This is a genomic window from Rhodothermaceae bacterium (assembly GCA_009838195.1).
Taxonomy (GTDB): domain Bacteria; phylum Bacteroidota; class Rhodothermia; order Rhodothermales; family Bin80; genus Bin80.
On sequence record VXSC01000007.1, the window covers coordinates 23,407 to 43,966 of the forward strand.

At 50.9% G+C, this 20,560-nt stretch carries 21 protein-coding genes and 1 pseudogene; 15 read left to right on the forward strand and 7 right to left on the reverse strand.

Annotation, left to right across the window (positions count from 1 at the left end):
• Positions 1–3: 3 nt before the first annotated feature.
• Complete coding sequence (gene ribD, locus F4Y64_01120) at positions 4–1,125, forward strand: bifunctional diaminohydroxyphosphoribosylaminopyrimidine deaminase/5-amino-6-(5-phosphoribosylamino)uracil reductase RibD (GenBank protein ID MXX96202.1); 1,122 nt, start codon at positions 4–6, stop codon at positions 1,123–1,125.
• Between the two features lie 53 nt (positions 1,126–1,178).
• Complete coding sequence (locus F4Y64_01125) at positions 1,179–1,775, forward strand: riboflavin synthase (protein ID MXX96203.1); 597 nt, start codon at positions 1,179–1,181, stop codon at positions 1,773–1,775.
• Positions 1,776–1,897: 122 nt separating this feature from the next.
• Here F4Y64_01125 and F4Y64_01130 read toward each other — a convergent pair whose 3' ends face one another.
• Complete coding sequence (locus tag F4Y64_01130) at positions 1,898–2,572, reverse strand: hypothetical protein (GenBank protein ID MXX96204.1); 675 nt, start codon at positions 2,570–2,572, stop codon at positions 1,898–1,900.
• Between the two features lie 78 nt (positions 2,573–2,650).
• Here F4Y64_01130 and miaB point away from each other — a divergent pair, with 78 nt between their 5' ends.
• From miaB to F4Y64_01160, 6 genes are read left to right on the forward strand one after another with little or no spacing between them, the layout of a single operon-like run.
• Positions 2,651–4,090, forward strand: a complete 1,440-nt coding sequence (miaB, locus tag F4Y64_01135; protein ID MXX96205.1) for a tRNA (N6-isopentenyl adenosine(37)-C2)-methylthiotransferase MiaB — start codon at positions 2,651–2,653, stop codon at positions 4,088–4,090.
• A gap of 23 nt (positions 4,091–4,113) precedes the next feature.
• Complete coding sequence (locus F4Y64_01140) at positions 4,114–5,349, forward strand: sigma-54-dependent Fis family transcriptional regulator (protein MXX96206.1); 1,236 nt, start codon at positions 4,114–4,116, stop codon at positions 5,347–5,349.
• Complete coding sequence (locus F4Y64_01145) at positions 5,333–5,839, forward strand: hypothetical protein (GenBank protein ID MXX96207.1); 507 nt, start codon at positions 5,333–5,335, stop codon at positions 5,837–5,839. The genes F4Y64_01140 and F4Y64_01145 overlap by 17 nt, the downstream gene beginning before the upstream one ends.
• Positions 5,840–5,844: 5 nt before the next feature.
• A complete protein-coding gene (locus F4Y64_01150) occupies positions 5,845–7,275 on the forward strand; it encodes a glycosyltransferase (protein ID MXX96208.1) in 1,431 nt (476 codons plus the stop codon).
• A gap of 2 nt (positions 7,276–7,277) precedes the next feature.
• Positions 7,278–7,853, forward strand: coding sequence for a hypothetical protein (locus F4Y64_01155; protein ID MXX96209.1), 576 nt, complete (start codon positions 7,278–7,280; stop codon positions 7,851–7,853).
• Positions 7,854–7,888: 35 nt separating this feature from the next.
• The gene (locus F4Y64_01160) at positions 7,889–9,028 is read left to right on the forward strand and encodes an anhydro-N-acetylmuramic acid kinase (protein MXX96210.1); all 1,140 of its coding nucleotides are present in this window, start codon (positions 7,889–7,891) and stop codon (positions 9,026–9,028) included.
• Positions 9,029–9,092: 64 nt separating this feature from the next.
• Here the strand turns inward: F4Y64_01160 and F4Y64_01165 are convergent, their stop codons facing one another.
• From F4Y64_01165 to F4Y64_01180, 4 genes are all read right to left on the reverse strand, one after another.
• Positions 9,093–9,740, reverse strand: a complete 648-nt coding sequence (locus F4Y64_01165) for a hypothetical protein (protein ID MXX96211.1) — start codon at positions 9,738–9,740, stop codon at positions 9,093–9,095.
• A gap of 143 nt (positions 9,741–9,883) precedes the next feature.
• The gene (locus tag F4Y64_01170; protein MXX96212.1) at positions 9,884–10,258 is read right to left on the reverse strand and encodes a hypothetical protein; all 375 of its coding nucleotides are present in this window, start codon (positions 10,256–10,258) and stop codon (positions 9,884–9,886) included.
• 56 nt (positions 10,259–10,314) lie between these two features.
• Complete coding sequence (locus F4Y64_01175) at positions 10,315–10,635, reverse strand: hypothetical protein (GenBank protein ID MXX96213.1); 321 nt, start codon at positions 10,633–10,635, stop codon at positions 10,315–10,317.
• Between the two features lie 174 nt (positions 10,636–10,809).
• The gene (locus F4Y64_01180; protein ID MXX96214.1) at positions 10,810–11,784 is read right to left on the reverse strand and encodes a sugar phosphate isomerase/epimerase; all 975 of its coding nucleotides are present in this window, start codon (positions 11,782–11,784) and stop codon (positions 10,810–10,812) included.
• Positions 11,785–12,174: 390 nt separating this feature from the next.
• Between F4Y64_01180 and F4Y64_01185 the strand changes: the two genes are divergently transcribed.
• From F4Y64_01185 to F4Y64_01195, 3 genes are all read left to right on the forward strand, one after another.
• A complete protein-coding gene (locus tag F4Y64_01185) occupies positions 12,175–13,209 on the forward strand; it encodes a hypothetical protein (GenBank protein ID MXX96215.1) in 1,035 nt (344 codons plus the stop codon).
• 1 nt (position 13,210) lies between these two features.
• Positions 13,211–13,477, forward strand: coding sequence for a hypothetical protein (locus F4Y64_01190; GenBank protein MXX96216.1), 267 nt, complete (start codon positions 13,211–13,213; stop codon positions 13,475–13,477).
• A 227-nt stretch (positions 13,478–13,704) separates the two neighbouring features.
• Positions 13,705–14,442, forward strand: coding sequence for a DUF4145 domain-containing protein (locus F4Y64_01195; protein ID MXX96217.1), 738 nt, complete (start codon positions 13,705–13,707; stop codon positions 14,440–14,442).
• 378 nt (positions 14,443–14,820) lie between these two features.
• Here the strand turns inward: F4Y64_01195 and ltrA are convergent, their stop codons facing one another.
• Both ltrA and F4Y64_01205 read right to left on the reverse strand, forming a co-directional pair.
• Positions 14,821–15,837, reverse strand: a complete 1,017-nt coding sequence (gene ltrA, locus F4Y64_01200; protein ID MXX96218.1) for a group II intron reverse transcriptase/maturase — start codon at positions 15,835–15,837, stop codon at positions 14,821–14,823.
• Between the two features lie 591 nt (positions 15,838–16,428).
• Positions 16,429–16,557: pseudogene (locus tag F4Y64_01205) on the reverse strand (transposase).
• Positions 16,558–17,042: 485 nt separating this feature from the next.
• Between F4Y64_01205 and F4Y64_01210 the strand changes: the two are divergent.
• The 4 genes from F4Y64_01210 to thiL all read left to right on the forward strand — a co-directional run bounded on the left by F4Y64_01210 (position 17,043) and on the right by thiL (position 20,505).
• Positions 17,043–17,852, forward strand: coding sequence for a TIGR04255 family protein (locus F4Y64_01210; GenBank protein ID MXX96219.1), 810 nt, complete (start codon positions 17,043–17,045; stop codon positions 17,850–17,852).
• Positions 17,842–18,489, forward strand: coding sequence for a hypothetical protein (locus F4Y64_01215; GenBank protein ID MXX96220.1), 648 nt, complete (start codon positions 17,842–17,844; stop codon positions 18,487–18,489). Before F4Y64_01210 ends, F4Y64_01215 begins: the two co-directional genes overlap by 11 nt.
• 5 nt (positions 18,490–18,494) lie before the next feature.
• A complete protein-coding gene (locus F4Y64_01220) occupies positions 18,495–19,010 on the forward strand; it encodes a hypothetical protein (GenBank protein ID MXX96221.1) in 516 nt (171 codons plus the stop codon).
• Positions 19,011–19,506: 496 nt separating this feature from the next.
• The gene (gene thiL / locus F4Y64_01225) at positions 19,507–20,505 is read left to right on the forward strand and encodes a thiamine-phosphate kinase (GenBank protein MXX96222.1); all 999 of its coding nucleotides are present in this window, start codon (positions 19,507–19,509) and stop codon (positions 20,503–20,505) included.
• The last annotated feature ends 55 nt before the right edge of the window (positions 20,506–20,560 follow it).

The window sequence follows — 20,560 nt, forward strand, 5'->3', positions numbered from 1 at the left end:
CTCATGTCACCAGAGTCAGCTGCACACTGGATGGAACGATGCCTTTCACTAGCTGCAAATGCAGACAGTGCAACCAGCCCCAATCCGCGTGTGGGTTGTGTCATTCTAAGTCCTGACGGCACGGTGCTTGGAGAGGGTTGGCACAAACGTGCTGGTGCCCTCCATGCGGAGGCAGAAGCCATGGATCAGGTCCGATCACGACATGGATCTGACGCGCTCCACGGGGCAACCCTGGTCGTCAATCTTGAGCCTTGCAACCACCAGGGGCGTACACCTCCTTGCACCCGTGATATTCTAAATGCTGGAATTGTCCGTGTAATCGTTGGAATGCGGGATCCGAATCCAACCGCAGCGGGAGGCATTGATCAATTGAGGTCTGCAAACGTCTCCGTCATGACTGATGTACTGAAAACGCGGTGCTACCGGTTTAACGAAGCTTTCGTCCACTGGCAGACCCGACAGGTCCCGTTTGTCACGCTAAAACTTGCCCAAACCCTTGATGGCTGCATCGCAACCGCGACGGGAGAAAGCCAATGGATTACTGGCAAGGTAGCGCGAAAACTCGTTCATGTCTGGCGCAGGGAACATGATGCTATCCTAATAGGCTCAGGTACGGCACGCACCGATGATCCGTGCCTGACTGTCCGGCATGTATCTGGAACGCAGCCGTGGCGAGTTATACTTGACGGGCAAGGCAGATTGCCTGGTACGCTGAAAATATTCACAGATGAGTGGGGCTCTAAAACCATTGTCGTGGTTGCGCACGAGTCTGACCCCGCCTACGCCGACAGGCTCCAGAATAGGGGTGGCCGGCTGATCACTGCTCAATCTGAGGGAAACCATGTGGCACTCCCATCACTGATCCGCCTGCTCGGTAGGGATCTGAACATTCAATCGCTCCTTGTGGAAGCCGGACCCGGGCTTGCTTCCGCACTACTGAAGCAGGATCTCGTTGATCGGCTTAGACTCTTTATTGCCCCCAAACTCATTGGCAATGGCTTGCGAGGCGTTGAAGATTTAGGAGTTCATAATTTAGACCAGAGTAAGGTGTTTGGAGAGTACTCTTGGGAAACCGTTGAGCACGATCAACTCTTTACCGGATATAAACATCCAGTTCCTGCTTAGGTCAAAGACCAGCGCAGGACCACTATTTTAGTAATTGACAGATCCCATCAAACATGTTCACAGGTCTTGTAGAGCAGGTTGGCCAACTAACGAGCAGCCGCACAACTCCCTATGGACGGGAACTGGTGATCCGTGCTGCTTTGTCCCCCGAGCTATCGGTGGGACAGAGCATTGCAGTAAATGGTGTCTGTTTGAGTCTGACGGATCATTCTCCCGATACCTTCACGGTCCTTGCCGTGCCTGAAACGCTCTCCAAAACCACACTCGCCGAGCTATTACCTGACACTCCTGTCAACCTGGAGAGAGCCCTGCTCGCAAACTCCCGTCTGGATGGACACCTGGTACAGGGACACATCGATACAGCGTGCACCATTACAAGTGCATCCATTCAAGAAGATAAACGGATCTATGAGTTCCTGATCCCTGATGAATATTTCGGTCTCGTCGTTCCGCGCGGATCTATTGCTCTGGATGGTATCAGCCTGACCATCGCAGACCTTCACGAATCGTATATCTCTGTCGCCATCATCCCACAGACTTATCGACATACCAATGTAAGCACCTGGCAGCCGGGGATGCGTTGTAATGTGGAATTTGACATACTGGCCCAGTACGTGGCACGCCAGATGGCTGTGCAGAGCAAAACCTAACCTCTATCGGACTGGATTCCCGCAGTGCCTGTCAGGAAATTCACGTTGGGTAACCATGCCAAGACATTGACATGATTCCCTTGAACCTCCCACATGAAACCGCCCGGGGGCAATCCGTGCAACTATTCGTGGGGAGTCACCTTCAGGTCGCTGACATGTACATTCAGCGCGTGGTTGATTCGAAGACCAGCAATCCCATCCGTCATTACCTGATCACGGGAAGTGCTGGCGACTTCGGTGCCATTAACGGAAAATGTGACGGTCTCTTCGTGCACGTCAACCCGCAGATGATTCTCAACCGAACTCTCGGTATCGGGACCAAAGGTGTTGACGGCTTCACTAGCTGTCCAGTCCTGAATAATGGATGTCTCTGACCCACTCCGACGTTTGAGCAAAAATTCTCCGGTATTCCGAAGAAGAAAGTAATCGTACATAATTTCATCTCCGTCAAGATTTTGACCACCCATAAACACACCATAGGCTTCGCGACGCTCTCCTGGGTCAAACAGGTGAATGGTGGCTTCCACAGAATAACTTCCCTCCGCCACCAATTCCGGGTGATAGAAGATCGCAGCAGGACCGGTGGTGATGTGCCATCCGGGGGTCATATTCACGAAGAAAATATCTGCCGACTCTCCATCCGCGCCAATCACCACATCCGGGTTTGGCCGATCAAGGCGTACTTGCCAGGATTCAGGCACCATTAGATTCTCTCCATCCGGCGTCGCGGGATCGGGCTGAGCCATTACGGCAAATGGAAGAAAAAGTAGTGTTATGGTAAAAAGAGCTCGTTTCATTTGACTATCGTTGATGAGAGTGGCGAAGGATCAATTTACGACTCCGAGCCATGTTGAACAAGAGCTTTGGAGAACAAAATCGGGGATTTACGCGTTTTCTGCTGTTGGTTTAGTCGTTTTTATAAAGTCGTGCAGAATCGTCTCCCCATAATTGAAGATCTGGATACAGTAAAGCTTCCTCGTTCGGAATCTGAAGGCAGTTCGTCCGTATATCTAGAGACCTACGGATGCCAGATGAATGTGTCCGACTCCGAAATCGTCGCTTCTGTATTGCGTAGCGCCGGATACGGACTGACCCATGACCCTCTCCAGGCAGACGTTGTCCTTCTGAATACATGCGCAATCCGGGAGAATGCGGAGCAACGGGTCCGGCGGCGTCTTGAATTTTTTCGTGCCCGCAAACGTAAGCACAATCCCGATCTGATGATTGGTGTACTTGGCTGTATGGCTGAGCGCCTGCGTAGCAAACTTCTCGAACAGGAGCGTCTGGTAGATATCGTTATTGGACCGGATGCATACCGTGATCTTCCCCGCTTGCTGCGCCAGGTGGAGGAGACTGGCCAGAGTGCGGTCAATGTTCAGTTGTCACGTGAAGAAACCTACGCCGATATTGCACCTGTGAGATACGATTCCAATGGGGTCAGTGCATTTGTTTCGATCATGCGGGGCTGCGACAATATGTGCGCGTTCTGCGTGGTCCCCTTTACTCGCGGGCGTGAGCGTAGCCGCAATGCCGCAACCATCGTTCAGGAATGCCAAGAACTCTTTGATGCCGGGTACCGGGAAGTGACGCTGCTTGGGCAGAATGTGAATTCGTACCAGGATGGACCGGTAGATTTTGCTACCCTGGTCTATCGGGTCAGCCTGCTTTCCCCCGAACTACGCATCCGCTATTCGACCAGTCATCCAAAAGACTGCTCCAAAGCATTGCTGGAAGTCCATCAAGAGCGTCCGAATGTGTGCAGCTTCATCCACCTGCCCGTGCAGCATGGCAATTCAGAGGTGCTACAACGCATGCGCCGGGGCTACTCTGCAGATGAGTATCGTGCGCTCATTGAACGTGCACGCCAAATTTGCCCAGGTGTATCGCTTTCGACCGATATTATCGCGGGATTCTGCGGCGAAACAGAAGCGGAACATCAGGACACGCTCTCACTGATGGCAGAGATTCAGTATGATCATGCCTTCATGTTTATGTACTCCGAGCGCCCTGATACCTATGCAGCGCGTAAGTACACTGACGATGTTCCTGAAGAGACCAAAAAACGTCGGCTGAGTGAAATCATCTTACTCCAAAATTCGATTTCCCGCCAGAAGAACGAAGAGGAAATCGGTCTCATACATACCGTATTGGTGGAAGGCCCCAGCAAGCGCAACCCCGAACAACTATGTGGCCGTACAGATACAAACAAAATGGTCATCTTTGATCGTGGCATGCTTCAGGCCGGAACGTATGCGACAGTGCGGATCAAGGGATGTACCTCTGCGACCCTCTTTGGTGACGTTCTAGCTGGTTGAGCTGGCCAGCAATTCCTCTCCCCATGGATCGACAAACCGTACAAAAGCGATTTGGAATCATTGGTGAATCTCCTGGGATCCACCATGTCATCGACCGTGTCCGCCAAGTTGCACGTACGGATATCTCCGTTCTGATTGAGGGAGAGAGTGGTGTTGGCAAGGAGTTGATTGCGCAAGCCATCCATGAATTATCGCTACGCCGACATAAAGCACTTAAGGTCATCAATACAGGAGCAATTCCCGAGGGATTGATTGAGTCTGAACTCTTCGGCGCGGAGAAAGGCGCCTATACCGGTGCGACCGAACGTCGGCGCGGACTCTTTGAGGAAGCGGATGGCGGAACGATTTTTCTGGATGAGATTGGCGAAATGCCGCAGTCTACACAAGTCAGGCTGCTTCGTGTGCTTGAGTCCGGTACCTTTAACCGCGTTGGATCCACTGTCATGCAGCGAACAGATGCACGTGTCGTGGCGGCAACAAATAAGAATCTGGGAAGCGAAGTAGCAGATGGCCGGTTCAGGGAAGATCTCTATTATCGCCTTAGCACGGTGATTATCCACGTCCCTCCGCTCCGCGAGCGAAGGGACGACATCCGGCCCATCTTTGATGCTTTCCTGTATTCATCCAGTCAGAAATATCAATCTCCTCCCCGCACATTGACGGCGGCAGCCTACGATCTTCTTGAATCTTATCAATGGCCAGGGAATGTGCGGGAGCTGCGGAATGTGGCCGACCAAGTCGTGGTCCTGCACCGTGGCGCCAATGTGGATGCTGATGATATTCGTCCTTTTCTGCGTGGAATCACTACCAACAGCTCCTCGACATCCCTGATGCCGGTAAAGGCAAAAGCACCAATGGACAGTGAATCGTCACCTGAGCTGAAAGTCGTCTATCGGGCATTGCTGGAAATTCGTCAGGATATTCAGGATCTACGCAAGGACGTGGGCCAGGTATTTCGCGAAAGCCTTGCAGGCAGCAAACCGGATCCCTCGTATCCAGAGGAACTGCAGATTGACCGCCCCGCCTTGCCCATGCTTCCCAGACCTGAAAGGGAGCAGAACCTTGATGGGGTTACCTATGAAGTTGAAGACGATCAGGAGGAAGACTCACTGCCAACCATTGAAGAGGCGGAACGAGAACTGATCCTGAAAGCTATGGAGAAATTTGACGGAAACCGTAAAGAGTCTGCGAAGGCGCTTGGGATTAGCCCCCGCACTCTGTACCGTAAGCTCAAAGAGCTGGATGAAGACCCGGGTTAACCTCGTATTGATCGGATTTATCTTTTTTCTGCAGGGTTGTTCCTATTACAGCTTTAGTGGCGTAAGTATCCCCGCTCATCTGAATACAATTGCGATCCCGCTTGCGGAAGATCAAAGTGTAGGCCCCCTCACACTTCTGGACGAATCTCTAACAGAACTTATGATTGAACGGTTTGTCCAGCAGACACGACTCACGCTGGTCGAAGATGGAACTGAGGCCGACCTCTTACTCACCGCCCAGATTACCCGATACACGAACGCTCCAACATCTGTGACTGGACAAGAGCGTGCTCAGTACAACAGAGTGACCATCTCTGTTGCGGCACAGTATATGAATCAGGTGGACGATGATGTACTGCGACGTACGTTCAGTGGCTTTGACGATTACGATGCGCTGGAAGGAGGATTGGAGGCGGAAGAATCTGCTGCATTGGCTGCGCTTGAAAATATTGCCGATGATCTTTTCACGGCGGCAACATCCAACTGGTAGCGATTATGTTTGCCCTACTGTATGCGGGCGCTATGATCGTGCTTGCCTTCTATGGTGTTAACCTCCTGTGGATGGCTGTTGTTGTTGCCCGAGGTGGAAAATCTGACACGGGTCCATCACCGGATCCGAACTGCAACGGTTCCTTGCCACGGGTCACCGTCCAAATTCCACTGTATAACGAAGCTGGGGTGGCTAGGCGTGTGATTGACGCTTGTGCAGCCATTCAGTATCCCCGTGACCGGTTCCAGTTACAGATCCTGGACGACTCATCTGATGAAACTGTGGCGATTTCCCGTCAGGCAGTTGATGACTGGAAAGAGAAAGGACTCAACATCTCCCATATACAACGTTCCCATCGTGAAGGATATAAAGCAGGTGCACTGGGGAACGGGTTGAAGTCGGCAGATGGAGACCTTATCGCGATATTTGATGCTGATTTTGTTCCTCCGGAAAATTTTCTTCTTTCCCTGGTCCCCTTCATGGAAGAAGAAAAGCTGGGCATGATCCAGGCACGCTGGGGGCATATAAATGCCCATTCCTCGCTACTGACCCAAGTGCAGGCATGGTCTCTCGACACACATTTTGCCGTTGAGCATGTCGCGCGAAGCGCCTCCGGCTGCTTTATTAATTTTAATGGAACGGCTGGGCTCTGGAAACGAAGTTGCATCACGGAATCGGGGGGATGGCACGGCGACACACTGGCGGAGGATCTGGATTTGAGTTATAGAGCACAACTTCGAGGATGGAAATTCAAGTATCTCCATGAACTGGAGGCTCCTGCCGAACTGCCTGAGACACTGGGAGCCCTGAGAGTTCAGCAAAGCCGATGGACAAAAGGGACCGCAGAAACTGCCCGTAAGCTACTTCGACCCCTGTGGCGTGCATCCTTTCCCCTGAAAACGAAGGTCCAGGGGACCGTTCATCTGACGGCACATATGGTCTACCCCTGCCTACTCCTTGCAGCCCTTCTTCATCCACTTCTTCTATTCCAGCAGGCCAGTGGATTTGGACCCGGTGAAACATACTTTGGGATCATGGGACTCGGTTTGGTCGGTTTGTTAGGATTTTTTCTTGCTCAGATGTTCGCGCAACGTCAACTCTATCCGGACTGGTGGCGTCGGATGCGATTTTTTCCAATTTTTATGGCAGGATCAATGGGGCTTGCAATTAGCAATACAAAAGCTGTTTGGGATGCCTGGAGACAGTTTCGTACCCCCTTCGAACGAACTCCAAAAGCCAATGGAAGATATCGTGTCCGAAGGTCAAAATCGATCGTGGCGCTCGAAGCAGCGATGGCTGTATATTCTGCGGCAGGACTTGTTTTTCTGCTGTGGGAGGGCCTCTGGGCTGCCTCCGGATTCCAGATGATATTCTCAATGTCCTATATATTTATAACACGGTACAACATTCTTGAACTTCGCTCCCAAACTTTTTGAACATGCTCACACTCTTTGATGCATTGACCATGATCAACGAAGACCGTGCATCGGAAACTGTGGACCAGCTCCGTGATATGCACCTTCATTCCCCCTCAGATATATCGACAAATTATGTTTTGGGTCATGCATTAGACGTGTGCAACCAGCATAGCCGTGCAAACTCTATCTGGGAAGCTGCAAGTGCTCTCAGTTCCAAAGACAGGACTCGGAAGAAAATGAAGCTGCCGGATGGAGTGAATGTATTCACTCATACAGACCGTCTCCAGAGTGGACTGAGTGAGATTCTTGGGGAAGACGAAAGTGATGAAATTCAGAACCTGATTCAGCAACTTGATACTTCTGACCGGATCAATTTTGAGGTCGTACTTGACGATGATAATGAGTCCTTCGGCGGACTCACTGACGATGACCCGATTACAGAGACCTATGCACGTATCCTGGCGACTCAAAAGAAGTACTCGCAAGCTGCCGCCGTATACAGATCTCTCAGTGAGCAGAATCCAGACGAAAAGGATCGCTTACTTGATGAAGCTCAGAAGCTGGACCTTCTAGCCAACTCGGAAACGAGCACGTGATTATATCTAAAAATCGCCGCTGTGTCGCTGGTGTCATGAGCGGCACCTCCCTGGATGGGATTGATGTGGTAATCGCCCGTATCCAGGGGCATGGACGTGAGCTTCAAATCGAGAAATGGTACGGAGCTACGTATTCTTTCCCCGAAGAATTGCACAGCTCTCTGAAACTGGCCGCCAGCCAAGAGTCTATTGGCGTGGCCGAACTCAGTCAACTGAATGTGCGTCTGGCCCACGAATATGCAAAAGCCGTGACGCGTACACTGGAAGCACACGGAGAACCGATCGAACATCTTGATTTGGTGGGGTGCCATGGCCAAACCATCCGTCATCTACCCGACAAGGTCATGGTCGCTGGTAAAGAAATCTGCTCCACCCTCCAGATTGGCGATCCTTCAACTATGGCCCAGCTATTGGGGGTGCCGGTGATCGGAGATTTTCGTCTGGCAGATATGGCACGTGGAGGGCAGGGAGCACCGCTGGTGCCGTATTTTGACTATGTGATATTCACGCACGATACAGAGACCCGCGGCTGCCTGAACGTTGGCGGCGTAGCAAACCTGACCGTTCTGCCCCCGAATGCACGGACAGATCAGGTCTACGGTTTTGACACGGGCCCCGGTAATATGATTATGGATACTCTGTGTCGCCAGTGCATGGATCTGCCCTTTGACGAGGGAGGCCACATTGCTAAGTCCGGTACTGTGAACGAACGATTGCTTTCAGAATTACTGCAGGATCCCTATTTATCCGCTACCCCGCCCAAATCGACCGGTCGTGAATATCTCAGCCACACATTCCTGCAACGGTTACTGGATTCCTCCCATCGAATGTCATCTGAGGACCTGATTGCCACGGCTACCGCGTTAACTGCTGCATCTGTCTGGCAGGCCTACAAGACATTTATACAGCCAACCCACTCGCTTGACCGACTCATCCTATCTGGAGGCGGAGCACATAACCAGGCGCTCTTGGATCTACTTGGGGGGTATTTCGCGCGGAATAGGACTGCCGTGCAGATTGAGACATCAGACGCGTACGGGATTGATGTTGACAGCAAAGAGGCCCTTTGTTTTGCGGTCCTCGCTCATGAGAGTGCGAGTGGTATCCCAACCAACATCCCGTCTGTCACCGGGGCAGATCGCCCCGCCGTACTTGGTAAGCTCTGTGTTCCATAGATCAAACTGGGACAACGGAAGAATCACTGGGACAGTTTGATGGGGACTTCTCTGACCGTCTTTGTCACTTGTCCCGACATGGATGGGTTCTGCCTGAATCCTCCGGTGCTTCGGTGTGGACCAGATTACGAAATTCACCATAGGTTTTTGGTCCCGGTTGTTCCTTTAGCCAATCCCAGGCTTTGAGTACTTCTTTCCTAGAGGTTCCAACATTGGCTGGATCCGCCATGAAATCCGTGATGAAGTTGTTCATGCGCGCTGAAGGGCACCGGGGGAGACGACCCTTAGTCTGCATCAGCATTCGCAGATGATCCGCCAAATCACCATAGGTGAAGCACTCCTTTGCTTCCCGTCTTTTGCGCCTCCAATCATTGAGCCAGTACCACTGCCCGGACTTTCGACTGACGCCCGGTGCCTCAGCATAGACTAGCTCTAGCAGGAAAGCCTTTGTTCTCTTGTCTCCGACGTAATTGGTTACTGTCGTGTCGGCCTTCAATACATCGCGCGCCTTGCCAGCCTTGCGAGGCAGAACAGGTTTACGATCAGGCACCTTCCCCGTCTGCAAGAATTCCCGAATCAATTCCTCCAGTTCAAATTTGCGGAAATTACCGACAGTGATGCCGAGGTCACGGGCAAAAGCTTTCAACTCGGCAGCGTAGAAGTACCCGTTGTCGAACTCTTCAACACTCATCCCCCGATGTAAGGTGCTCATGCTCTGACCGTTTGATAATAAGTTATTTTTTCGCTAGCCCTAAGGAATTTTTATTCCTTGAACCAACATGCCGTGCATTGAGTGATACAACAAACGTATAGAGGAATCCATGATACTCATTTCGCCACGCAATTCTTCTCACACTAGTGTGGTGTACTATTATTCCTCTTACAGTAGGTTTTGAGAGATTCCAGAATCTGTTCGGCAGATTTGGTCCAATTAAAAGGCTTGGAGGCCTCGTTGTAAATTTCGAGATAGTCTTTGATCGCAGTCTCTAATTCCTTCGTACTCCAATGCGTTCCGCGCCGTATTTGATCACTGGTGATTTTGGCGAACCAGCGTTCCACGAGATTTAGCCTGGATGCACTGGTGGGTGTGGAATAAAGATGAACCCTTGGGCGGCGAAGCAACCAATTATGGATCATTTCCGTTTTGTGGGTGCTGTAATTGTCCAACACGAGATGAATCTCTAAATCCTTGGGAACAGATCGGTCAACCACATGCCGGAATTTCAGCAATTCAACGGATCGATATCATCGATAACAGTGACCAATCACCTCTCCAATCGCGACATTCAGGGCTGCAAACAGAGAGGCGGTTCTATGTCGCCTGTAGTCATGTGTACGGGATTCTGGTAGACCTGGGCCCATGGGCAGAATGGGTTCGCCTGAATTTGAGGTTTTTCATCCACGCACAACACCACCGCGCGTTCCGATGGGAACAGGTAGAGTCCGACAATGTCACGTACCTTTTCAATGAAAAGCGAATCCGTGGAAAGCTTATAGGTCTCCATACGGTGTGGTTTGACCCCAAAGGCACGCCAGATTCGACTGACCGTACTTGCACTCATGCCGGTGGCCTCGGCCATCTTGCGTGTACTCCATTTGCATTGCATCTCGGGGCATAGACGCCAGCGTCTTTGTGATGACTTTCTCCACATCTTCATCGGATACCGTGCGAGGCTTACCGGGACGGGGAATATCAAACAACCTATCACAGCGTTTTTCCAAAAAACGCCTTCGCCATTTACCAACGGGCACCCTTCTCCTTGGCTGGCCAAGGTTGGAGGTTATTCTGAAGGAGCAATTGACGACAAGTACTGATAACTGGCTTTGAGCGTGTGGTCGGGGTCGGGAGCCAGGTCACGCTCCAGATAGAAATGCTCCACACCGGTTGTGGACGCCACTTTAAGGATCCCGTCAAGATCCAGGACTCCTTCACCGGCATCCGCCATTTTGGGAAAAAGCGGTATCCACTGGGACGGATCGCCTCCGTCTCCTTCAAATCGAACCAGCTCGGTCATGTCCTTGATGTGCATAAGCTTAAAGCGACCGGGATAGGCGTTCAGATATTCCACCGGATCCGCCCTTCCCGCCGTCATCCAAAAGACATCCATTTCCATGACGACTAGGTCTGGATCCGTGCGGTCCAGGATCAGATTGAACGGAATACTGCCTTCCAATTCAACAAGTCCATAGCCATGGTTGTGGTAGAGAAACTGGAGTCCCACCCCCTTCATGGCCAAGCCGATTTCATTAAAGGTATCGGCAATTCCCCGGTAATCGTCTAGGTTGGTGCGTTGTTCCGGTGGGATGGCAGCGATACCGGCGTATTTGTGTCCCAGTACCTGTGAAGCCTCGGCCACTTCGTCCAGACGGACTCGGAGAGTCCCGAGATCAGTATGCATCGACGGTGAGGTAAGGCCGTTGGCATCCAAAATGTCACGTACCTGCCGTGGGGTATGCCCATAGTAGCCGCTCTGGGAGAGACCAATGGATTTGGCTATTGGCTCCCATGAAGCTACTACCTCCGGCACGGAGTAGGGGTAGGGGCCAAACAATTCGACTTCCTTATAGCCAATGGTCGCCAGTCTTGCCATAGTGCCCGAAAAATCCTCTTCCAACAACTTCGGAATCGTAAACAACCCGAGGCCTACACGTTCAATCTGCGATTGAGTTTGCACCGGGCCAATGGGTGGGGTCCTGTGCGCAATACCAATCGGCATCGCGGCTGCTAATCTGATAAAGTTTCTTCGGGTGATCATGGTCAATAATGCAAGTAAGGGTCACGCCCAAATAACTGATTGTGAGTTTGGTGGATTTAGCAATAAATGTAATGACTCAGTCCTATAGAATCAACCCTTGGACCTCTTCTGCTTGTTCCACCAGCCCATCTTTGCTATGAGGCCCTTTTTTCGGCGTCTCTTAAGATTATTGTTTTTGGGAATAATTGGCTCTTCGTCTTTAATTGTGAGCTGAGTCACAAGTTTAGGGATCCTGAAGAGGTTGAGTAGTCCAATGTCACCGGTCGGCGGTTCGTTCCGATATTGTCAATTATAGAAACCTACTTTTGGCCCGATATTTGAACCGGTTTGGCCGGTTTTACCGGCAGCAGGATTCACATATTTTACCTTCAACCAGACACTATACAACACATGGAAAAGACGACATGCCCCATTTGGGGAACCCCCGCAGAGTATGAGATGCGTGATGATTCTTCGTGTCACTATAATTCTCCACGTGCAGGGGGGAAATACATCATTTCTGATTCGTGGCATCAGAAAGCAGAGGATTGGGATGAGGAACAAAAAGTACTGGTCACATCTTGGCTGATCAGCCAGCGGTCGATGGGAAATTCTGAGCCGAGGATTCCGGATACCCTGGCGATTGACTCCATTCGTCATCCGTCCGCTCACCAGCGAGCTGAGAATCTCTTGAAGTACATTGATTCACAGCTTTCCAGCATTAGTGGCATCTTTAGGCCCACTCGGAACGAGCAAGACCAAGTCCCCGACGCAAATAATCCATCGTGGGTGTGCTTTGCGGAAATGCTTGCCTGGTCAGCTTCGACAGAACTGCACGAGGTAGATTATCTACTTAGGTTTCTGAACGATCAGGGATTGATAGCTCCTCCATCTGAAAGGAATCGTGTATGGGTGCGCTGCAGGCTGACAGTAAAAGGTCACACTCACCTTGCCAACTTGGAAACTCGAATCATAGATTCAACGCAAGCATTCGTAGCGATGTGGTTTGATTCATCGCTTGATAAGGCGTACTACAATGGGATAGTACCCGGAATCGAAGAGTCTGGATATATTCCTGTGCGTATTGACGGGACAGAACATTTGAACAAAATAGACGACGAAATCCTCGCCAAAATTCGTAGATCGAAATTCTTGGTTGTGGACTTGACCGAAGGAAAGGTCGTCGAAGAAAAAGATGGTACAATAAAGGGTGGCACACGCGGAAGCGTTTATTACGAAGCCGGTTTTGCCAAAGGTCTTGACATACCAATCATTTACACTTGCCACGAGGATTCACTTAAAAAGGTCCATTTTGACATACGACAGTATTCATGTATCTTCTGGAATACACCTGAAGAACTTAAAGCGCGGCTAGCTCACCGAATCTCAGCCAATTTCGGCGATGGGCCTTCTCACAATGATCTTCCACCTCCAAAAACTGATTAAAATGGTACTCAGAATTGAAATCCCTCTCAATCAAGCTTTTTCCAAACGAAACCTCAGGTTATTGCAATCAAAATGGGAGCGCTATGCCCTTCCTGGACAATGGTCCGCCTGTAGTGAGGGGCATCGCGTCAATCGTGGAGAGACGCTCGAAGAGAAACGTTTCTACGATTTGACGATCGACGAAAAGCTTGATGGCATCCATGAAAAACTGATCAGTGCGTTTGTGGACGACTTTGTGCATTCCACCAGGGCGTTACGGAGAGAATAGTATTGATTCATGAACTGACGTAGATAACGAGAGAATGGAATCAAAAAAGAGAACGCTCAACGACTCGGGAACTAACCCAATCTTTTATTAAACGCACCGGAATTGGCGCGTGGGCAGGCGGTAGGAAGCCGTAGTGGCCGACTTTCGCCTGCCATCAGCCCCGCATTTCTACGTACTATAATTACCCTTAGCGGATATAAACCAAGACATTCATGGAAGCGAAGATGATGCCCAGCCACCATTCGGCGCAGAGGAAGCTGTTGGACGAAATAATACACAAGATTAGGGATTGGCAACCTGGCGAATCGTCTTTCGAACCAACCGTTATCGACTGGGTCATCAAACTACAAACATTGGCTGACCACATCCTTCCCAACCACATCGCCGATAGTTTGAACGCAATTGACGTGGATATCGATGATCCTACATGTGCGTTTTGGGCCAAGTCGAAACTTGATGCCTTCGTTCCCATCATTGAAGACGCGCTCGCCTCCATCTCGAGAGGTGGGGTGCCACCTCCTAACCCAGATCTGCCTGACAACATTACCAGAGATTACGAGGAGGCTGCGACTATCGTGGAGCTCTCTCCACGTGGTGCTGCGGCATTGCTGCGCCTGTGTATTCAGAATCTTTGCATACATCTCGGCGAACCGGGGAAACGTTTGAATAAAGATATAGGTGAGCTGGTTGCGAAGGGCTTGGATGGGCGCGTCCAGCAAGCATTGGATACGGTCAGAGTCCTAGGCAACGAAGCCGTTCATCCAGGTACACTTGACCTAAAAGACGATCATCAAACTGTCAAGAAGATGTTTGCCCTCGTCAATATGATTGCCAAAGAGATGATAACCCTTCCAAGGGAGAGGGACGATCTTTTCAACACGCTTCCTGAAAACAAACGCGAGGACATTGATAAGCGCGATAAGGAGGTGAAAGCTGCAGCCTCCAGATCCCGTAGAGCTGACTGACTGGGATCGTCTGCACGGCCGCGGGGCGCCCAACGGGCACCTCCGGAATCAAACGTGTCTCTAGCACAGGATGCAGTCTTTTGGCTTCTACTATCACACTCGCAGAATGCGAGCCTGACCATGTGCACACATAATCAGGCATACGCCCCTCGTGGCGGTCCATATCAATCTCGCTGATGGAAAAGCCCAATACTTTCATGAGCGCGGGAGTAATTAAGCGGTTACATACCTCAGATTCCTGAGCCTTGGGCTTTTTTTTAAGCTCGTTCAGGGCGTTGGCGTACCAAGCCATTTAAACAATTTGTGAAACTTAGGTGAATGTCAAGTAGCCGAGGGGAATCTCACCCCTCGGCTCTCACGGAACCGTGCGTGAGCCTCTCAACTCACACGGCTCTTACCATACAGCCGTTTGGAATTGAGTAAAGGTGGACCATAAAGAAACTCCCAGTGCACAAACAGCCCAGAATTTTGACGCGCAAACTTATCCAGCCATCGCCATGATCGTCTCCAATGCCCTCTAAACCGCTTGTACTTCCGCATCATCCATCGGATCAGATGTTGGTTAATGCTCTGAAAGAGCCTTCTCAGCTCGGATTTGAAGAATGCGCCATAGTAGTCTATCCATCCGCGTACCGTGGCATTGATCTTGCCAGCGATATACTCCATGGGGCGAGGACTCATGCGAGCCAACCCCCAACTACGAATGGTTTCCCGTATGGCCTTCGCCGCCTTCCGGCTCACCGCTGGATTGAACCCTAGAAAAATCCTGCCCTCACGACTCATGGTCATTCTTGGTCGAAGCGTGTAGCCCAAAAAATCAAATGAAACGTTTGGATACGTGCCGTTTCGGCGCGTCTGTTTGCAGTATACAATCCGGGTTTTGTCCGGATGTAAGGTTAGCTGACAAACCGTAAAACGATCCTTCAGCACCTGCCAAAGGTCTCGGGCTTGTTCCTCGCTTGTGCAGTGACACACGATGTCGTCTGCGTAACGCTCAAATGGAATCTGCGGATAATTCAGTGCCATCCATTTGTCAAACGCGTAATACAGAAACAGATTCGCCAACAGTGGACTGATGACTCCGCCTTGCGGGGTCCCGACATCCCGAGCCTCTTCCGTTCCGTCTGGATGGATCACCGGGGCCGTCAGCCAGCGCTCTATGTATAAGAGTACCCACTTCTGATCCGTGTGACGCCGTACCGCTTTCATCAACAGTTCATGGTCTATCGTGTCAAAATATGCCTTGATATCCATGTCCAATACCCATGCTCGCCGCCAGCATCGCGTTCGCGTCTGTCGCAGCGCATCATGTGCCGATTTATTCGGTCGGTATCCATAAGAATCGGAATGGAACTCGCGTTCCAAGACCGGCTCTAATTCCTGCTTGACCACCATCTGTGCCACCCGATCCGCTACCGTTGGTATTCCCAGAGGGCCAAAGCCGTAGTCTCGCCACGTATATGCCGCAGGCCAGTTGGCCAATAAACAGGTTCCCGCAACCTCGTCCCGGAATTAATATACGACCCCGGTTTTGACCATCATCTTCTATTTTCGACACGTAATCCATGGTTCACTTTCGTTCGACTCTACGACCCACACCTTATAGGTTTCTATACCTACCTTTTCCCAGCACGCTCACCACGATACCTCTTTAATGCCGCAGCTGTGGGTGGTTTGCAACCTCCGCCTGTACAGCGGTTGCGGGGGGGCCTGCCCCCATCCCTTGCACAGTTACAATACATGTTGGCTATGTCATTATCTTCACCTCACATGTATTTAAGTGGCACACTATATATATCAGTAACCCAGATTACTACGTCCGTTTTGACGTTTCTTCACCTGTTGCCGGTCTTGGTGCACCAAGACCGGTCTTACATAGGCTCCACATCCATTTATGGACGCCATCCCGGACGCCCAGATGATCATTGCTGCGTTAATGTCCGGGTTCCGTTCAAACCCACACTCCAAGCATCTATACTTGGAGTTCTACCACAAATGTTGCGGAAAAAGGTCTAGGCCTCCACGGAAGAATAGAATTGCGATTCTGAAATTTTCAAACGTTCTGTACCCTCTACCGACCGTTTTAATCTCTTGAATTTTTCCGTTGATTCGCTCTCCTTGGTGTTGCACTACGGGCGACGAAGAACGTTGCGAGTCCGACCGACTTTACGAGAAGAACAGATTCACGGTCCGGCACCTTCCCAGTCTACAGGATCTCTCGAATCAATGCCTCCAGTTCAAGTTTTCGAAAATTGCCGGCGGCGATGCCGAGGTCGCGGGCAAAAGCTTTCAACTCGGCAGCGTAGAAGTACCCGTTGTCGAACTCTTCGACACTCATCCCCCGGTGTAATGTGCTCATGCTCGAACTATTTTGGTGACAATTTACCGGAGTCTATTCATTTAAGCAAGAAACACTCAACCTAGTTTTGCCACATTTAGTGATATAAACCTTAGGCCGAGACAATTCAAATCGGTGCCATTGTTGAATCACCTTGGCACTGAAAGAGGTGGAGCCATGACCGAAGCCATTCAAACACATGGATCAACTCCGTGCCCTGCAAGTCATCCATTAGAACATGCGCGGCGACAACAAGTAGAATATGCCCACAAGTGGTCACGAGTGTCATCACGAATGCCATCATATGTCGACTGACTCTGAGACTAGGTCTCGCTATAGCAATCCACCTATAATTGAGGCGATATGCGAGTTTTACTTCGCACCTGGACTGGAATGGGATCCTACCCTACCCGGCAAACTGCACACTAATTTGGGAGATGAGTATCCGGGGAAACCACGGCATCAGGAAAGTATCGAATTTGGGGTGCAATTTCGAGGAGGATCCCCCCAAAATTTCCAGTTTGGGGAGGGGCCTAAGAAAGTCCAGCTGATTACAGAGAACGAGAAACGGATAGTCGGGATTGGGCGTGATGTACTCAGCGTGCACATGCTCCGTCCTTATCAGGATCCACACGATTCGGACAAGACAGGATGGGACGAGTTTCGACCTCGGATCAGTAGGGCACTCAGCGCTTACTGGGAAGTGGTACGACCGCAAGGAGTGAAAAGAGTCGGCATCAGGTACATAAACAAGCTTGTTGTCCCCGGAGAAGTGACGACAGCCAAGGAATATCTGAATTGTGCCTTGCCCGAGGTGGATGGCCTGCCAAGTCGTTTGGTCAACCTTATGAGCCAAGTTGAATATGCCTATCGCGACGGTGTAAAGCTGGCCTTGTCCCAGGGAAAGGTTGAGGGTGGATTTATACTCGACATCGCCGTGATTGGAGAGAGCGACGACGTACTTACTCTGGAGGACACGGGTGCACTAGTAGACGACCTTCGCGGTCGAGAGAGAGAAGCGTTTGAAGCTGTTATTACAGATAAAGCAAGAGGACTTTTCAATGCAGCTTGAGTGGCCCACAGCCGCGCAAAAAACAGACTGGGTTATTATGCTGCCCCTCCCAGGGCAGCCGCACAGCCGGCCATGGACATCAGATGTTCCGCGCGGTCCATTGATCTCGTCCGTGTCACTTGCGGCTTCGCCGGATGTTGTTGAGTTACAGAAAATGTATGTGGTTATCAAACAGACACTGCAATCCACTTGGGCCATGGCGGATCAACGGGATGCGATGCAAGGACTGTTCCACTTAAGGAACTCGTTGTATGCCTCGTTCGAGGCCGAACCACTTGAAGACGGCATGGATCATCCAGCCGAGGATATCATTGGTGATGTAGTACGATCCACAGATGATCCTCGCGTGTTTGATTGGCTTTCTAGATTTTGTCTTGATGTCGAGCACCCTGCTTTCTCTTCTTCGATATTACGTTGTCTCGGGCGCCAAATGCGTCCCGGAACAGAGTCGTGGCGTGCCGAGCTTGTGCGGAAAGCATTGACAATGAATGATGCCGAGATACGAGACGCAGCACTGCAAGCAGCGGAGTCTTGGGGCGGGTTGAGTATGCGATATATACTTGAGGCTGGGGTACAAAACGAGCCGTTACCGTGGCTTCGAAAGTACATGCAAGATGTCATTGAGGACCTGAGATAGGGAAAATGTATTTAGCGCGGATGATCTCACAGGCTAAATGGGAACGAAAGGAATGGATGGATGAAGGGGAGATCTCGGCAGATGCAGTGACCGCTGATCTTAGAACTCAGAATAACAGTCTATCCTTTTGGAAATGCGCCAAGAAAACGCACAAAGAAATCGAGAACGTCGCACTAGCCATAGCGGCCGGTCGCGATAAAATTGATAAGGTTGAGATTGTACTAATCGACAACGAAGACCTAAAAACTGATGGTCAAAACATAGAGACCTCCAATGGGCGTACGCCCGTCGAAAGCTTGGTCAAGCGTCATGTGGATCTGATGCAGCTCGATTATACCCGTCTCGGCAAAGTCGCGCGTCGCGTAGCGTCTGCAGTTGCCGCCAACCAATGCCATAGGGTATCAAAGCAGCGTGTTCAGACGCTCCTTGTGACAGCGATTACCAGGGATGAGACACTACAGATCGATAGGCTAAACGAAAACCTCCGTCCGCAAGTGCAGAAATTGCTCAATCGATACTGAGATACACTCCAGTAACAAATCGCACCTAAACCTTCGGCTGCATGTGATACTGCCAGCAAGGGTATCACGACCATTTGAGCGTTTGCTCAGCCGTCGCACGGAGCCAATTCCATATTGCTAGCCTCGTTTATGATTGTGTTGTATCCGTAGGTACACGAATTACCACAGTTTTCAGAGTCCGGGGTTTCTCTCAGTCCATATCCATGCCCCACCACTTCGTACTTTGTATAGACTGCCCGCGCACTCCTTGATATGATTCTGTAGCGAGCTACTTGACCGCCTCTTCCGCTGCATCACCGAAAGACTACAAACCTGTTCTGATTCCGACTAATGAGTGTCCCTGCCAGCAAAAGATGAGAACGTTGAAAGGGCATTCCTATTCCATTCTCTGACCCAATTCGACTGCACAGTGTTTCATTTGATCGGGCAACATTCCCCGGTTATTCGAGAACAAAGCAATGGTCCAAAATCCTCCAATTCATAATACGACACCACTATGTCTCCCATTGAAGAGGTAGGAGAATTTAACCTGATCCGCCGCCTCGCCTCAATCAGTTTGCCGGGTACCAAGCCACCGGTCATTACTGGAGTCGGGGATGACGCGGCGGTGTACCACCCAAAACCCGGGATGGTACAAGTCGTCACGACAGACGCTTTGATTGAGGGCTATCACTTTGATTTTGACTTCTACAGGATGGACCATGTCGGTTACAAAGCCATGGTCGTAAATCTCAGTGATATCGCTGCAATGAATGCTCAGCCCATACTGGCGACCGTAGCACTGGGGATACCTGGATCATTTTCAACGGAAGACCTCGAGTCTCTCTACCGTGGCCTCACTAATGCGGCTTCCAAATACGGTGTCCAGATTATTGGCGGGGATACGACGCGTTCGCCGGTGCTTTTGCTGTCAATCACGATCATCGGTGAAGCGCCTGGAACCAACCTAGTGCATCGAAACGGGGCCAGCCCCGGTGACAGCATCTGTGTCAGTGGAAATTTAGGGGATGCCGCAGCCGGACTTGATCTGCTACGCAGCCATACTGAACCCAACACACTCGAACCTGAAGTGTGGGATGTCCTCACTACCCGTCACCTGATGCCTACCCCCCGGCTTGATCTCATACACGAATGGGCACAGAAAGAAGTGCGCCCCTCTGCCCTCATTGACATATCAGACGGACTCGCTAATGAAGTGCATCATATCTGTGCAGCATCCAGCTGTGGAGCTATCCTGTGGGAGTCCAAGCTCCCCCTGTCCCCGGAGTTGCGCTCAGGAGCCCTGAAATCCCGCACTGTCATTGACTACGCATTAAACGGGGGAGATGACTATGAACTGCTGTTTACCGCCCCTTCTGGAACACTTGAGCGGATGTCTTCAGACTCCTTTACCACCATTGGAGTCATTACCTCAAAGGATGTCCTGATCCACCGGGAAGATGGGACGCTTGAGCCTCTGAAGCCTGAGGGACATGATCATTTCACGGCTGTCTAAGTAACCAGACACTGACGTTCCCCAAACTCCCTGCACCTAATCACACAATCCCCCA

Excerpts from the sequence above, each read along its gene's own strand:
- ribD (MXX96202.1), top strand. The coding sequence starts at position 4 with ATGTCACCAGAGTCAGCTGCACACTGGATGGAACGATGCCTTTCACTA.
- F4Y64_01190 (MXX96216.1), top strand. The coding sequence starts at position 13,211 with ATGGTACTCAGAATTGAAATCCCTCTCAATCAAGCTTTTTCCAAACGA.
- F4Y64_01165 (MXX96211.1), bottom strand. The coding sequence starts at position 9,740 with ATGAGCACCTTACATCGGGGGATGAGTGTTGAAGAGTTCGACAACGGG.
- F4Y64_01160 (MXX96210.1), top strand. The coding sequence starts at position 7,889 with ATGAGCGGCACCTCCCTGGATGGGATTGATGTGGTAATCGCCCGTATC.
- F4Y64_01195 (MXX96217.1), top strand. The coding sequence starts at position 13,705 with ATGCCCAGCCACCATTCGGCGCAGAGGAAGCTGTTGGACGAAATAATA.
- F4Y64_01220 (MXX96221.1), top strand. The coding sequence starts at position 18,495 with ATGTATTTAGCGCGGATGATCTCACAGGCTAAATGGGAACGAAAGGAA.
- F4Y64_01215 (MXX96220.1), top strand. The coding sequence starts at position 17,842 with ATGCAGCTTGAGTGGCCCACAGCCGCGCAAAAAACAGACTGGGTTATT.
- F4Y64_01185 (MXX96215.1), top strand. The coding sequence starts at position 12,175 with ATGGAAAAGACGACATGCCCCATTTGGGGAACCCCCGCAGAGTATGAG.
- F4Y64_01140 (MXX96206.1), top strand. The coding sequence starts at position 4,114 with ATGGATCGACAAACCGTACAAAAGCGATTTGGAATCATTGGTGAATCT.
- F4Y64_01145 (MXX96207.1), top strand. The coding sequence starts at position 5,333 with ATGAAGACCCGGGTTAACCTCGTATTGATCGGATTTATCTTTTTTCTG.
- F4Y64_01150 (MXX96208.1), top strand. The coding sequence starts at position 5,845 with ATGTTTGCCCTACTGTATGCGGGCGCTATGATCGTGCTTGCCTTCTAT.
- F4Y64_01210 (MXX96219.1), top strand. The coding sequence starts at position 17,043 with ATGCCCACAAGTGGTCACGAGTGTCATCACGAATGCCATCATATGTCG.
- ltrA (MXX96218.1), bottom strand. The coding sequence starts at position 15,837 with ATGGTGGTCAAGCAGGAATTAGAGCCGGTCTTGGAACGCGAGTTCCAT.
- F4Y64_01155 (MXX96209.1), top strand. The coding sequence starts at position 7,278 with ATGCTCACACTCTTTGATGCATTGACCATGATCAACGAAGACCGTGCA.
- F4Y64_01175 (MXX96213.1), bottom strand. The coding sequence starts at position 10,635 with ATGCAATGCAAATGGAGTACACGCAAGATGGCCGAGGCCACCGGCATG.
- F4Y64_01125 (MXX96203.1), top strand. The coding sequence starts at position 1,179 with ATGTTCACAGGTCTTGTAGAGCAGGTTGGCCAACTAACGAGCAGCCGC.
- F4Y64_01180 (MXX96214.1), bottom strand. The coding sequence starts at position 11,784 with ATGATCACCCGAAGAAACTTTATCAGATTAGCAGCCGCGATGCCGATT.
- thiL (MXX96222.1), top strand. The coding sequence starts at position 19,507 with ATGTCTCCCATTGAAGAGGTAGGAGAATTTAACCTGATCCGCCGCCTC.
- F4Y64_01130 (MXX96204.1), bottom strand. The coding sequence starts at position 2,572 with ATGAAACGAGCTCTTTTTACCATAACACTACTTTTTCTTCCATTTGCC.